This window comes from Mesorhizobium sp. M8A.F.Ca.ET.218.01.1.1, from assembly GCF_004791165.1.
GTDB lineage: Bacteria > Pseudomonadota > Alphaproteobacteria > Rhizobiales > Rhizobiaceae > Mesorhizobium.
The window spans coordinates 628047-642165 of the sequence record NZ_SRUZ01000002.1; the positions used below are offsets into that span (position 1 = coordinate 628047).

Annotated in this window: 14 protein-coding genes and 1 pseudogene; 11 read left to right on the forward strand and 4 right to left on the reverse strand. The window is 59.2% G+C overall.

Features of this window, described 5'->3' with window-relative positions:
• Nucleotides 1–94 precede the first annotated feature (94 nt).
• The 11 genes from EN861_RS09355 to EN861_RS09405 all read left to right on the forward strand — a co-directional run bounded on the left by EN861_RS09355 (nucleotide 95) and on the right by EN861_RS09405 (nucleotide 8971).
• Nucleotides 95–946: an electron transfer flavoprotein subunit beta/FixA family protein gene (locus tag EN861_RS09355; RefSeq protein ID WP_126063816.1), complete on the forward strand. Its 852-nt coding sequence runs from the start codon at nucleotides 95–97 to the stop codon at nucleotides 944–946.
• A 16-nt stretch (nucleotides 947–962) separates the two neighbouring features.
• The gene (locus EN861_RS09360) at nucleotides 963–2072 is read left to right on the forward strand and encodes an electron transfer flavoprotein subunit alpha/FixB family protein (RefSeq protein ID WP_126063815.1); all 1110 of its coding nucleotides are present in this window, start codon (nucleotides 963–965) and stop codon (nucleotides 2070–2072) included.
• A gap of 10 nt (nucleotides 2073–2082) precedes the next feature.
• Entirely contained in the window at nucleotides 2083–3387 is a 1305-nt protein-coding gene (locus EN861_RS09365; RefSeq protein ID WP_126080604.1) for an FAD-binding protein, read from the forward strand.
• 12 nt (nucleotides 3388–3399) lie between these two features.
• On the forward strand, nucleotides 3400–3699 hold the full coding sequence (locus EN861_RS09370) for a ferredoxin family protein (RefSeq protein WP_024505235.1): 300 nt from the start codon (nucleotides 3400–3402) through the stop codon (nucleotides 3697–3699).
• Between the two features lie 396 nt (nucleotides 3700–4095).
• Nucleotides 4096–4677: an alpha/beta fold hydrolase gene (locus EN861_RS09375; RefSeq protein WP_287152319.1), complete on the forward strand. Its 582-nt coding sequence runs from the start codon at nucleotides 4096–4098 to the stop codon at nucleotides 4675–4677.
• Between the two features lie 700 nt (nucleotides 4678–5377).
• Nucleotides 5378–5449, forward strand: a complete 72-nt coding sequence (locus EN861_RS35830; RefSeq protein ID WP_245467364.1) for a helix-turn-helix domain-containing protein — start codon at nucleotides 5378–5380, stop codon at nucleotides 5447–5449.
• Between the two features lie 273 nt (nucleotides 5450–5722).
• Complete coding sequence (gene nifB, locus EN861_RS09385) at nucleotides 5723–7204, forward strand: nitrogenase cofactor biosynthesis protein NifB (RefSeq protein ID WP_024505233.1); 1482 nt, start codon at nucleotides 5723–5725, stop codon at nucleotides 7202–7204.
• A gap of 29 nt (nucleotides 7205–7233) precedes the next feature.
• A complete protein-coding gene (locus tag EN861_RS09390) occupies nucleotides 7234–7428 on the forward strand; it encodes a 4Fe-4S binding protein (protein WP_024505232.1) in 195 nt (64 codons plus the stop codon).
• Between the two features lie 85 nt (nucleotides 7429–7513).
• Nucleotides 7514–7834: a nitrogen fixation protein NifZ gene (locus EN861_RS09395; RefSeq protein ID WP_024505231.1), complete on the forward strand. Its 321-nt coding sequence runs from the start codon at nucleotides 7514–7516 to the stop codon at nucleotides 7832–7834.
• On the forward strand, nucleotides 7831–8043 hold the full coding sequence (gene nifT, locus EN861_RS09400) for a putative nitrogen fixation protein NifT (protein WP_024505230.1): 213 nt from the start codon (nucleotides 7831–7833) through the stop codon (nucleotides 8041–8043). Before EN861_RS09395 ends, nifT begins: the two co-directional genes overlap by 4 nt.
• A gap of 34 nt (nucleotides 8044–8077) precedes the next feature.
• Nucleotides 8078–8971 carry an SIR2 family protein gene (locus tag EN861_RS09405; RefSeq protein WP_024505229.1) on the forward strand — a complete coding sequence of 298 codons (894 nt, stop codon included), beginning with the start codon at nucleotides 8078–8080 and terminating at the stop codon, nucleotides 8969–8971.
• Between the two features lie 307 nt (nucleotides 8972–9278).
• Here EN861_RS09405 and EN861_RS09410 read toward each other — a convergent pair whose 3' ends face one another.
• From EN861_RS09410 to EN861_RS09425, 4 genes and pseudogenes are all read right to left on the reverse strand, one after another.
• A complete protein-coding gene (locus EN861_RS09410; RefSeq protein WP_024505228.1) occupies nucleotides 9279–9845 on the reverse strand; it encodes a sugar O-acetyltransferase in 567 nt (188 codons plus the stop codon).
• Between the two features lie 582 nt (nucleotides 9846–10427).
• Nucleotides 10428–11471: pseudogene (gene nifA, locus EN861_RS09415) on the reverse strand (nif-specific transcriptional activator NifA); the annotation flags it as partial.
• A gap of 762 nt (nucleotides 11472–12233) precedes the next feature.
• A complete protein-coding gene (locus tag EN861_RS09420) occupies nucleotides 12234–13442 on the reverse strand; it encodes a beta-ketoacyl-[acyl-carrier-protein] synthase family protein (protein WP_127231680.1) in 1209 nt (402 codons plus the stop codon).
• Entirely contained in the window at nucleotides 13443–13724 is a 282-nt protein-coding gene (locus tag EN861_RS09425; RefSeq protein ID WP_126057635.1) for an acyl carrier protein, read from the reverse strand. It abuts the gene before it with no gap.
• Nucleotides 13725–14119 lie beyond the last annotated feature (395 nt).

Below are 14119 nucleotides of genomic sequence, written 5' to 3' on the forward strand. Positions count from 1 at the left end.
AATAGAGGCAGGAAGACGACTTGGCATGAACGATGCAGGCAATGAGGCGAACCGCCAAGCACGAATCCGGACTGGGAGCTTAGAGAAACCGCCAATGCATATCGTAATCTGCATCAAGCAGGTGCCGGATTCGGCACAGATCCGCGTGCACCCGGTGACGAACACGATCATGCGTCAGGGTGTTCCGACCATCATCAATCCTTACGACCTGTTCGCCCTCGAAGAAGCGCTCAAACTGCGCGACGTTCATGGTGGCGAGGTTACTGTGCTCACAATGGGTCCGCCCATGGCGGAGGACTCGCTGCGAAAGGCGCTCGGTTACGGTGCTGACCGAGCAGTTCTCTTGACGGACCGCTATTTTGCCGGATCCGATACGCTGGCGACTTCCTTTGCTCTTTCGCAAGCAATCGCAAAAATTGGGGAGACTTTCGGCAGGCCGGACATCGTCTTCACCGGCAAGCAGACGATTGACGGCGATACCGCCCAGGTCGGACCGGGCATAGCCAAGCGCCTAGATTTATCGCAACTTACCTATGTCGCGAAGATTGCCTCCATCGATCTCGATACGCGAGAGATCGAAGTCGCGCGTCGCGCCGAAGGCGGCACCCAGTTGCTGAAGAGCAGACTCCCTTGCCTCATTACCATGCTGGAAGACACCAACGAAATCCGCCGGGGCTCGCTCCAGCAGGCTCTGTGCGCGGCGCGCAGGCAAGTCGTGAAGTGGACTGCAGCCGACGCCGGCATTGACGATCTCACCCGGTGCGGTCTGCGTGGCTCGCCTACAGTCGTCAAGCGTGTTTTCGCCCCCACCGCACGGGCAGAAAGGGCGGCGCAGATCGACACCGCGGAAAGGGGCTTGCAGGACATAGCCGATGAACTCATCGCCGATATCTTAACCCGCCGGCCGGCGCTGGAACATGAGCTGGCCTTCAACAGCGGCACGTGACGGCCAGGAGCAGAAAATGTCGACCGCAAGCCAAACCACCCCTCGCATTGCCCCCGGCCGTGCCGGTGTAAAGAAAGAACTTCCCGACCATTTCAAAGACTACCGGCACGTGTGGGTCTTCCTCGAGCTCGAACGCGGCAATGTGCATCCTGTATCATTCGAACTGCTGGGCGAAGGCCGCAAATTGGCCGACAAGCTTGAAGTCCAGCTCGCGGGCGTCGTGCTGGGACCGCCGGGCGAGATGGTCGAGGACGCTGTTGCCGAGGCCTTCGCTTACGGGGCGGATCTTGTCTACATCGTCGATGCGCCGCCGCTCGCCGACTACCGGAACGAGCCGTTCGCCAAGGCGCTCACGGATCTGGTCAATACCCATAAACCCGAAATCCTCCTTCTCGGCGCGACCACACTGGGCAGGGATCTTGCAGGCTCGGTAGCGACGACCCTGCAGACGGGGCTCACGGCCGACTGCACCGAACTTGATGTAGATTCCGACGGTTCACTCGCCGCGACCCGTCCGACTTTTGGTGGCTCATTGTTGTGTACGATCTATACACTAAATTACCGGCCGCAAATGGCGACGGTGCGACCAAGGGTCATGCCTATGCCGCAACGGGTGGATAAGCCGGTCGGGCGTGTCATGCGGCACAAGCTGTCGCTCGTTGAGGACGATATCGTCACCAAAGTCCTCGGCTTCCTACCGGATAACCAGTCGGCAATGGCAAATCTTGCCTATGCGGATGTCGTGGTTGCGGGAGGCCTCGGTCTCGGAGCGGCGGAGAACCTTCAGCTTGTGAAGAATCTTGCCCGAGCGATCGGCGCCGAGCATGGCTGTTCGCGCCCCTTGGTCCAGAAGGGCTGGATGCCGGCTGATCGACAGATTGGACAAACTGGCAAGACCATTCGACCGAAGCTTTACATCGCGGCCGGAATTTCCGGCGCCATCCAGCACCGAGTTGGGGTCGAGGGGGCCGATCTCATCGTCGCGATCAACACCGATCCGAACGCGCCGATTTTCGAGTTCGCCCACCTCGGGATCGTCACGGATGCAATCCGCTTCCTGCCCGCACTGACGGAAGCCTTCACCCGGCGGCTGTCGCCGCACAGTCGAGACAAGCTTGCGAGTTGAGGGAGAGGACATGATTGAACAATTCGATGCCATAGTGGTCGGAGCCGGCATGTCTGGAAACGCAGCTGCTTACACTTTGGCAAGCCAGGGGCTGAAGGTACTGCAGTTGGAGCGCGGGGAATATCCGGGCTCTAAGAACGTCCAGGGTGCCATAATGTACGCGAACATGCTGGAGAAGATCATCCCGGACTTCCGGGATGATGCGCCCCTCGAGCGGCACCTGGTCGAACAGCGACTTTGGGTGTTGGACGACACGTCTCACACCGGAATTCATTACCGGTCGGACGACTTCAATGAGGCGAAACCCAACCGCTACACGATCATTCGCGCCCAGTTCGACAAATGGTTTTCCCGCAAGGTGCGCGAGGCTGGCGCGACGGTCCTGTGTGAGACGACCGCGACGGAACTCGTCCGTGATGGCAATGGCAAGGTGATCGGCGTCCGCACAGACCGGGCTGGCGGAGTGGTCTTCGCGAATGTGGTCGTTCTCGCAGAAGGGGTGTCGGGATTGCTTGGCACTCGCGCAGGCCTGCGCGAGATGCCGAAGCCGGAGACCGTGGCGCTTGCCGTCAAGGAAATGCATTTCTTGCCCGAAGAGGTCATTGGCCAGCGGTTCGGGGTCAAGGGCGATGAAGGCTGCGTAATCGAGGCCGTGGGCACGATCTCTCGCAGCATGGCCGGGCTCGGCTTCCTTTACACCAACAAGGAGTCGATATCACTCGGCATCGGCTGCCTGGTCTCGGATTTCGCCGCGACGATGGAGAGCCCGTCCGCCCTACTGGATGCGATGAAAAACCATCCTTCGATCCGGCCGCTGATCGCTGGCTCGGAGGTGAAAGAATATGCCGCCCATCTTATCCCCGAAGGTGGTTACAAGGCCATTCCGCAGCTCTTCGGCGACGGTTGGGTCATCGTCGGCGACGCAGCGCAACTGAACAATGCCATTCACCGTGAGGGTTCGAACCTTGCCATGACCTCGGGTCGTGTCGCGGCTGAGGCGATCATCAAAGTCAAAAGCCGCAACGGTCCTATGACCAAAGCGAACCTTGCGCTCTACAAGACGATGCTGGATGACTCCTTTGTGATCAAGGATCTTAAGAAATACAAGGACATGCCAGCCTTGCTCCACACCAATTCCAGCAACTTTTTTGACAGCTATCCGCGGCTGATGTCGCATGCCGCTCAGAACTTCATGCGTGTCGACGGCACGCCGAAGATCGAGAAGGAAAAGAACACCACGGCCGCCTTCATCAACGCGCGCTCGCGCTGGGGGTTGGTCAGCGACGCGGTCCGCCTGGCATTGGCATGGCGCTGAAGAGGGTACAAGATGACGATCGCAGTGACGAAGGTTCGTGTCGAGGACAAACTTTACCAGAACCGCTATCTGGTCGATTCCGGCCGCCCCCATATTATAGTGCGACCGCACGACAAGCCAAGCGCGAACTTGCTTGCGTTGACCTACGTCTGTCCGGCGAAATGCTATGAGTTGAATGACAAGGGTCAAGTCGAGATCACCGCCGACGGCTGCATGGAATGCGGCACCTGCCGGATATTGTGCGAGAAAGGCGGCGACATCGAGTGGAACTATCCGCGCGGCGGCTTTGGTGTCCTGTTCAAGTTCGGATGATCAGCCGGGACCGTGCCAAGAGCATGCCGGCAGCGAGCAACTGCGGCACACCATGAGCCTCTCCATCCACTTGCAAAGAGCTAGTGAATATTGGCCTTTCGCAATTCAAATTTCCTTGACTCGTTAGCGGTGTCCTCAGGCCACGGCGCTGCCCTGTGCGCCGGACTTACCACCGGTCACGTGGTCGAGCCCCTTTGGGACAACGCCCGGCCATCGTGCCGGATGGCAGCCACAACGGCCGGTGAGCAAGTGGAACGGCACAACCCATGGCAAAGACGTATGTGCTAGTGCATGGTGCCTGGCATGGCGGATGGTGTTGGCGGGACGTGGCTGCCAATCTTCGCAAGATGGGATGCCACGTGACCACGCCGACCAGGTGTCGGCGAACGCGCACGTTTGCTGTGCAAGGACATCACGCCCGACACATTCGTGACCGACATCGTCAACCACATTGTGACGGAAGAGCTGAGCGATGTGATCCTTGTCGGTCACAGTCTAGGCGGCATCAGCATCACCGGCGCCGCCGACCGGATACCCGACCATATCAGCCATCTCGTTTATCTCGACAGCGCCATCGTCGAGAGCGGTCAAAGTGTATTCAGCACCATGCCCCCCGACATCGTCGCGGCCCGTCGAAAATTGGTTGCGGAGGAAGGACGGGGTATCTTCATGCCGACTCCGCCGCCAACAGCATTCGGCATTCCCGAGGGACACTCGCTCACGGACTGGGTGCGGCGCCGGATAACACCGCATCCGGCAGGCACCTACGAAAGCGGACTTAAGCTCGAGCACCCGCTCGGCAACGGCAGACCCCGAACCTATGTCGTCTGCACTAATCCACTCCACCCGCCGATGGCGGGAGCGCGAGAATGGGTCGCGAAGCAGGATGGCTGGGCGTGGCAGGAACTCGCCACTGGCCACGACGCAATGATCCTCGCGCCGACGGAAGTTGCTCTCCTTCTTAGCGCAGTCGGCTGAGGAACCAAGTAGGGTGAGCGGCGGCCGATTCTCAGGCCGTGGCCTTGAGCTCTGGTGCACGGATAGGCCCAACGGGTCGTTCCGGTGGCGCCACCGAAACCACTAGGCGGGAGTGGCCTGTCCTGCCGACGTCGCAAGCTTGCGAGCGTTCCGCCGCGGCCGCAGCCCGTAGCGCCGGGCAACCTCCGAGATCACCGCGTCGGCTCCAGGGTCTCGGAATGACTCCGTGCCTTGTCGTCCATCGACCAATGCCGCCGACCAACAGCGCCGTTGATCACCCTCGAAAACGCCGAGGCTGCCGCTCAGGGTCAATCGTAAGTTCAAGTTCAGACACAAGCCGATCTCCGATCCACCTCAGAATCGGCAGGCCCACAGATCGCGGGTCCTCCTGGAAGGACACAGCGCTTACCCTTGAAATATGGAGAACCATGGCTTTGCGCCGTCGGCAGTTGAGCTGATCTCGCAATGCTATTTCCCCGGCAACGTCCGAGCCGGAGAACTGCGTGCTTGGCGTTCTCCTCTGGAAGGAACCAATCTTTCGGAACGTGGCAATGTCATCGACGAGCTCTCACGGGCCAGCACGATGCCGGTTCGGCGCATCGGCGCCCCCTGAACACGAGATAGCCACTTGCGATTCTAACGATACGGCCGGACGGGGGCTGAGACCGCGGCGGACGGAGCGTGACGGCTGATCGACACAATGGAGAAGGCCGGCTGGGTTCAGGCTAATGCGGCTCGAATTCTCGGCCTCAAGCTGCGACAAGTCGGCTAGGCGATACGCCGGCATAGTATCGAGGTGAAGGAAATTCTAAGAGCCTGATGAGCCAATCGTCAGGCCAGTGGTCTTGCGCGCCCTGTGCGCGACAAGGAGTGCTTCGTGCTTCTGAACGGATTTGGACTTGCACTGTCGCAAGCAGGACAAAATTGTGTCGCGCCGGCCTGACACAATGCGATATCGACCCGAATAGTGAACTGAAGCCGCTTTTTTCAGTTGGTATGGCTCTTGCACCTTGAACCGCGACGTTACCAGCAACGGAGCCGTTTGATGTCCTCACCGACAGTTTCGATTGAGGGGCCGACTAGCACGACATCCGAGGGTTTTCTGGCAGCCGCGAAATCCGGTGGCTGCGCATCGTCCTCCTACGGCTCGTCGCCGACCAGCCCGGGCGAAGGGGATCCGGCTATTTGGGAAAGGATCAAGGATCACCCCTGCTTTTCGGAGGAAGCGCATCATTATTTCGCGCGTATGCATGTGGCGGTCGCGCCGGCTTGCAATGTCCAGTGCAACTATTGCAATCGCAAATACGATTGCGCCAACGAGAGCCGGCCTGGTGTTGTGTCTGAGAAGTTGACGCCCGACCAAGCGCTACGCAAGGTCATCGCCGTTGCCAACAAAGTTCCGCAGCTTTCGGTTCTTGGCATCGCTGGGCCGGGGGATGCCTGTTACGATTGGGAGAAAACGAAGGCAACGCTCGACCGCGTCATCAGGGAAATCCCCGACATAAAGCTGTGCGTCTCCACTAATGGGCTCGTGCTGCCGGACCATGTCGCCGAGCTTGCCGAAATGAATGTTGATCACGTGACGGTCACCATCAACATGGTCGACCCGGAAGTCGGCGCGAAGATCTATCCATGGATCTTTTATGAAAATCGCCGCTACTTCGGCATCGAAGCCGCTCGAATCTTGCACGCGCGGCAGATGCTGGGCCTGGAGATGCTGAGCGCGCGCGGCATCCTCACCAAAATCAACTCGGTGATGATTCCTGGAGTGAACGACCAGCACCTGTTTGAGGTGAACAAAATGGTCAGGGAGCGGGGCGCGTTTCTGCACAACGTGATGCCTCTGATTTCGGACCCGGCGCACGGTACCCACTACGGACTCATCGGGCAGCGCGGCCCAACGGCAATGGAGATGATGGCTCTTCAGGATCGACTTGAAGGTGGCGCCAAGTTGATGCGCCACTGCCGGCAGTGCCGGGCAGATGCTGTCGGCCTGCTCGGTGAAGATCGTGGCCAGGAATTCACGCTGGACGGGATTCCCGACGATGTCGCCTACGATGCTGGCAAGCGTCAGGCCTATCGGCAGGTGGTCGCACACGAGCGCCGTGATCATGAGGCGGCGAGGAGCGAGGCCATCGGTATGGTCAAGGCAACAGACTCCGAAAAGTCGCTTCTGGTTGCGGTGGCCACTAAGGGAGGTGGACGGGTCAACGAACACTTCGGCCACGCGAAGGAATTCCAGGTTTATGAAGTCTCGCCTAGAGGGATCAGCTTGGTCGGGCATCGGAAGGTCGAGCGGTATTGCCTCGGAGGCGGGGGCGAAGACGCCATCCTCGAGGGCGTCATCGCAGCGCTCGAAGGCATACACATAGTGCTATGCGCCAAGATCGGAAATCGCCCGAAGGAACAACTCTCGCGAGCTGGACTGCGCGTAACCGACGCCTATGGCCATGACTACATCGAGACCGCAGTCAGCGCACTTTACGCGGCAGAGTTTGGGATCAGACCACTAGCGGCGACGGCCTGAGCCGTCTCGTCCGATAACCAGGAGTTAGAATGGCTTTAAAGATCATCGCATCCCAATGTACCCAATGCGGGGCCTGCGAGTTCGAATGTCCTTCGGAAGCGATCAAGTTCAAGGGCGACGCCTATGTGATCGATCCAAACAAGTGCACCGAATGCAAGGAGGCCTTCGATACGCAGCAATGCGTGTCGGTCTGTCCGGTACCGAAAACCTGCGTTCCCGCTTGATTCCTACCGAAACGGTCGGGTTCGCCGCACGACGACGCCTGCAACCCGCGACCACAACAAAAGCCTCGAGAAAGGAATGGACAGCATGTGGTCCAGACGCGAACAGGAGGTCGAAATCGGCAGACCGCCACGGTTCATGCAGGGTGAGCGGGTCCGTGCGATACGCCACATAAAAAACGACGGCACCTATCCCGGCAAGGAGATCGGCGAAAACCTCGTGCGGAAGGGCGACGAAGGCTACGTGCGCGACATTGGAACCTTTCTCCAGCAATTCTTCATCTATGCGGTCGAATGGATCGATCGTGGCACGGTCGTCGGCATGCGAGCGCGCGAACTCATTAGCCTCGACAAAGTCGAGGTTCCCTGCGGAGCTGAAGGCATTTCCAACGGGGGAACAGCCGGATGAAAGTAATGATTCGCAGGACCGCTACTGGCTTGTCGGCTTATGTCCCCAAGAAGGATCTCGAAGAGCCGATCACCGAGATTGAGAACGCTGACTTATGGGGCGGGACCGTGACGCTCAGGAACGGTTGGCGGCTCATGCTGCCCGACCTTCCGCGCGACACGCGTTTGCCGATCACCGTCGAGGCGATGAAGATTTCCGACGGGGCCTGATGCCGGTGGGTTCAGTGGCGGAGAGGAAACGCGTATGAACACGATGCTGAGCTGGGACCATCTCGTCGTCGTCCGGGGCAGTTTTGCCAAAAAACTGATTGACCTGCTGAACGGCGCTCTCAAGGCCGATCGAGTGATCCCCTATCTCGGTCCTGGTCTTCTGCAGCTTAACCCACCGGAATCACCTGTACCTTGCACCCCTGAAGATGTCGCCGCGGCCCTCAACAAGCGGGCGCCTGCCCCTTCCAGGATTCGCACCAATATGTGGTCGGTCGCGCAGTTTATCGAGCAGCGCCGACATCGTCGGACTCTCCAAGCGTGGATGGCGGAGATATTCGCAGCCCCCGCCGAGCCGACCGTTCTTCACGCCTGGCTCGCAACCCTTCAACTGTCTGTCATCATCGACAGCTGGTACGATGGCGCCATGCGAGCAGCCCTTGCAGAGGCCGGCCAAACAGACGTTGTCGAGATACAAGGAACGACGCGCGCGACCGGAATCGGTAACATCTGGACGAGAACTTACGATTTGTCAGGAACAGAACTCGAGGCCGAACAAGTGGCTAGGACGGTGCTCTATGCGCCGCACGGCAGCGTCAGGCCGGCGGCAAACTTCCTCGTGGCTGATTCCGATTACGTCGAAGTCCTAACCGAAATTGATATCCAGACGCCGATCCCGGACGCGGTGAAGCAACGGCGCGTCAACCGGGGTTTTTTCTTCGTGGGCTGCCGCTTCAACGATCAGATGCTGCGCACATATGCCAGACAGCTGATGAAGCGCTCCACTGGCCCACATTTTGCGGTGATCGATTCGGCTACGCTGACCAGAAACGAACGTCGTTTCCTTGCCGAAGGCGCAATCACGGTCATCGACATGCCGATCCGCAACGCCGCGGCTCGCCTCGTCGGGGTCGATGCTAGCCAGGATTAATGGCCGGCGATTGCTGGTGAGTCGCTGCTTGCCTCCAAGGGCGAAAACTCAGTTGGGAATACATTCGTGAGTAGTAATGCTAGTGGCAGCACAACGTAGGCTCTGAATTCGTTGGGCGATGTGAAAGGGTCCGCTGCTGCGGGACGTGAGCACGTTGCGGCGGCATTACGCACATGATCTTGTGACCCCCGTGGCAAAAGAACTGAAGCGCCCGAGTCGCGACAACATATGCAGCGCTCAATGGCTTCGACAAAAATTCGGCACAGTTTCGACAGTTCGCATGCACCTCCAGGGTCAACGAGGTTGATTATGCCTGTTTATGTGGGTCGGCCACGCGAGCAGGAATTCCCACTACCTTTGCCCCGGCGGGAACATCTCGTGTGACCACGCAGCCAGCGCCTACCACTGCATTATCACCAATCGTGACGCCAGGCAGAATGATTGCTCCACCGCCGATCCAGACACGGCTGCCAATGTGAACAGGACGCCCGACCTGCAGGCCGGCCTGCCGCTGCTCGGCATCATGTGGATGATCGGCGGTATAAATCTGCACAGCAGGCCCAATTGCCGTTCCTTGCCCGATTTTGACCTCTACCACGTCAAGAATAACGCAGTTGAAGTTGATGTAGGCATTGGCTCCAATGCGGATATTGAATCCGTAGTCGCAAAAAAAGGGCGGACGGATGACCGTTCCGCGCCCAACCTCTCCCAGCCGCTCGGACAAAAGCTCATGCCAATGCCCCGTGGTCTGCCCCAGCGTATCATTGTACCGCTTGAGCCAAGCCCCGGTGGCCAACAGGTCAGCTTGGATCTCCGGATCCGCCGCATTGTAAAACTCGCCTGCGAGCATCTTTTCTTTTTGGCTACGCATCATAGTCTCCCGTCAGGTCGTGTCCCGTACAGTGATGCAGGAACGCACATCAAACTGCCTCGGCAACTTTGTAACTCGGTCTTGCCGGGCGCGCGGTCGGTCACGAGCCGGGGCGACAGTTTCGTCTCGACCAACTTCCGCGAATTTGGATATCGCAGATCAACCGGTCGCAGGGGCCAATACCTGACGAGGTCGGCAACTGTCCAGCGGTCGAACTCACTTTCATGCCCATCTCAGATTGCGTGATATCGAGCGGTAAGCCATCAGCTAATGTATCGACCAGGTCCCGCCAGCGGAGATCTGCGCGTCGCCTCTACGCATGCTGGCGTGTCACCAATAATACATCGATTATTTCTGGATCCAGGCACGTCGAATTGATTTGCCTTGCGGTGTAGAGCGAAGTTACTAGCCATAGGATTACTCCTTTTTAGTTTGTCAGTCGCAGAGCCCCAGTATGACTACGTGGTAGAAAGCACACGGCCGGAATCTTGGCAGCGCTGTTCACACCCACTTCGTAAGCCTGGCCGATGGGCTCGCCAGAGCACCAATGCTTGACCTGCTCCAGCTCTTGCTCGGCGGGTTGTTTCAGAGACGCTTGATCTCGATACCGCGTTTTCTCAGCACGTAGCCGATCTGGCGCGGGGTCAAACCGAGCAGGCGCGCCGCCTTTGCCTGCACCCAGCCACACTTTTCCATGGCAGCAATGACCGTATCGGCATCGGGCACCCTACCACGACTCGTGGCAGGGCCTATCGGCGCTTGCCCGTCGCCGACGGGCGGGGCGGCACAGGCGGCGGAAGGCTGGATCGTAGTCGACTTCTCTGACGTCGGCGGTCCGTTCTTCCACAGCGCCGCGGCCAAGCACTGATCCGCGTAACAGGCAAAGTCAGTTCTGAGGATTGATGGACCCGTCGCCAGAACTGCCGTCCGTTGAACGCAGTTTTCGAGCTCTCGGATGTTGCCTGGAAATTCGCAGTTCATTAGCACCTCAATCGCTTCGGGAGCGAAGGTCAGCGTGTGATCATTCTCAGTATTGAAATTCTTGAGAAACTGAGCGGCCAAGAGCGGAATATCACCTCGCCTTTCGCGCAATGCCGGCACGCGTAAAGTGACGACGTTGATGCGATAATAGAGGTCTTGCCGGAACTCCTTGCGTTGAACTGCCGTTTCCAAGTCCCTGTTCGTTGCGGCAATCACGCGAACATCAACTTTAATGGTGTGGTTGCTGCCGACGCGCTCAAACTCCTGCTCCTGCAGGACACGCAGCAGCTTAGCCTGGAACGAACCTGATATTTCGCCAATCTCGTCCAGAAACAATGTGCCTTTGTCGGCAGCCTCAAAGCGCCCCTTGCGCAAACTGCTCGCGTCGGTGAAGGCACCCTTCTCATGACCGAACAAGTCAGATTCCAGAAGCGTCTCGGTGAGCGCCGCGCAATTGACCTTGATGAAGGGCTGCTTGGCGCGAGGCGAGAGCTCGTGAATGGCTTTGGCAACCAGCTCCTTACCGGTTCCGGATTCACCTCGCAACAGGACCGTAGTCTTCGCCTTGGCCACCTTGACAAGGTGCTCACGCAGCTTGCGCAGCGCCTGACTATCGCCAAGCATCTCCTTGCTGATCTTTTTACGTTCCATTTGGCAGCCCATCCCACTCCGCCACCCGCCGGTAGAACTGCACTGGACGGTGAGCTGTGTTGTATTTCGTCATCATCATTCTCGATCTCACCTTTGTTGCTTCGAAATTTTCGGCGCGCGGACGCCCTCGGCAAATGGCAATGGCGCCTGAGCATCGTTGCCTTTCACCAGGACGAGCGTCTTCCTCCGCGCGGGCGCTCGCAATATGCGGTTTGCGCAGGCCTTTACTCGACCGGTCGCTGTTCTGTCCGGCTTCTGCCGCACCGCAGCCTGCAAACTCATCCTTGACAAGAAAGGAGGGGAGTCAACCGAGCTCTCCTTGCATTTATGCAAGGAAAATTGTCAGTTTGATAGAATTCTATCAAAACGGCAGAAACGCCCCGCCCCAGTTTGGCTGTACCTGCGGCGTTCAGCGTACGTGACGACATGTGCGGACTTGTCCCAATTGCCATCCGAGTTGTGCGGAACAGTAGCTGCTGCGCTGTTCGCTTCAACCGCGTGAGGCCGGAGACAGTAGAGACGGCGGCTCGTCGAGCGAGGTTTCATTGTTCGGCTACTAAACCGGCTGTCCTTTGGTGGGAGTTGGTTTCGCCCAAGTTCTGGGCCTGGGGGCGTCTAGCCCGTTTCGCCGCACAGGCTCCTTCCACATCGTCGAGGCCGAGAAGGAGGGACCCCACAGCTCTCCCTGTATCACAATGCCCCGCCCCTCAAGCAGCTAGATACGACAGGTGACCTCAAATGAGGCGTCTTGCATGGCTTCTACACCTGCCTGAATGCCAGAACTGCGTTCGTACCGCCCATGGCGAAGGCGTTGCTCATGGCGACGCGCACCTTGCGCTCGCGCGGCACATTGGGTGTGATGTCGAGGTCGCAAGCGGGATCTGGCTCGCGATAGTTGGCGGTCGGCGGCACGACGTCCTCTTGGATTGCCATCACGCAGGCGATCATTTCAAGCGCGCTCGCTGCGCCGAGGCAATGCGCGTGCGTGGACTTGGTGGAAGAGATGGACATCGAATAAGCGTGGTTTCCAAACACACGCTTGATCGCCGCCGTTTCAGTCTGATCATTGCTTTTGGTACCGGTGCCGTGCGCGTTGAGGTAGTCGACGTCCTCGGCATTCAGCCCGGCATCGGCAAGGCAGGCGCGCATCGCCGACGCTGGCCCCTCGACAGATGGCGCGGCAATGTGGAAGGCATCGGCGGAAAGGCCGACGCCGGCGATCTCGGCAAGAATTGTGGCACCACGCCTCGTGGCATGCTCGTAGCTTTCCAGCACGGCCATGCCCGCACCCTCGCCCAGCACCAGGCCCTTCCTATCGGCGGAGAAGGGCCGGCAGGTATCGGGTGAAAGCACGCGCATTGCTTCCCATGCTTTCAGCACGCCCCATGCGAAGGGTGCGTCGCTGCCTCCGGAAACCATTACGTCGGCCCGGCCCAGCTTGATCTGGTCCACCGCCGAGGCGATCGCATGGTTGGCCGAGGCACATGCGGAGGTCACCCCGAAGACCGGCCCGCGCAAGCCGAGGCTCAAGCTAAGATGGACGGAAGCGGCGCTGGGCATCACCTTTACTCCAGTGAAGAGTTCAGCACGGATTGCGCTACCCAAAAGCAGTGAGCGGTAAGTTTGTTCTGTTGCGTATGAACCGGTAAATCCGACGCCCACTGTCGCGCCGAAGCGATGGGCATTCCCCTCGTCCCAGGAAAGTCCGGCCTGCCGCATGGCTTCGCGCGCTGCAAGCACGGCGAGCAAGCTGAAGCGGTCCATGGAGATGAGATGCCCCCGGTTGATGTCGTGCTGGGGCAGCGCCTTGATCTCAGCGCCGGTCATGCCCTCCAGGTCATGAAGCTCGGAATTGGCGATCGGGCCGATGGCGGAGCGGCCTTCGCGCATCTCTTTCCACATAGAGGCGGCGTCGGTGCCCAGTCCGCACAGGCCGCCCACTCCGGTGATAACGACGCGCCTGTCCATTCAAGCCTCCTTCGCAAGCAAGCCGCGGACGGCTTCCACGACGTCGCCGACATTCTTGAGATTGGACCAGGCATCGGCCGTGTTCATGTCGATCTTGATGCCGTAGGCCTGCTCCACATCCCAGAGGACGTCCGCCAAACCCAGCGAATCAAACCCGAGCGCGTCCAGTTCCGTGGCGATTGTTATCTCGCCGACGAATGACGTAGGCATTCCCTCACCGCTCTCCGACTCGGCGCGTTTCTTGATCAGGGCAATGACGTCCGTTGCGAATTGATCGGCCATTCTGTTTCCTGTCTTTCTTTCCCGCGTTTCGACCTGGACGCGGCTCAGTTCCTGAGGCGCGCCGCGTCGCGAAAGCCATCACGCTTGGGCAACTGACAAAGCCCAATGCTCATAAAGCCGGATCAGGTCCGGCCGGTGTGTGGCGTAGGTGCAGTATGACGATGTGAGCCGCTACACCGTGCGCGTCTCCCAGTCTGTCCATAGGCTCGGAAGAAGTCGGACCCGGTCAGTTGCAACTCCCTTTCCCAGCACTCCACTGCCCGGTAGAGCGCATGAAAAATCTCCTTTCGGGCGGTTTCTTAAGACGCTCGCCACGCCATGAGGCAGTGGGGGCATCGGTGTGCGTCAGGTGCTTCTGCCCATGCAGGATTCCAGAACATTGATGAAATCGTTTG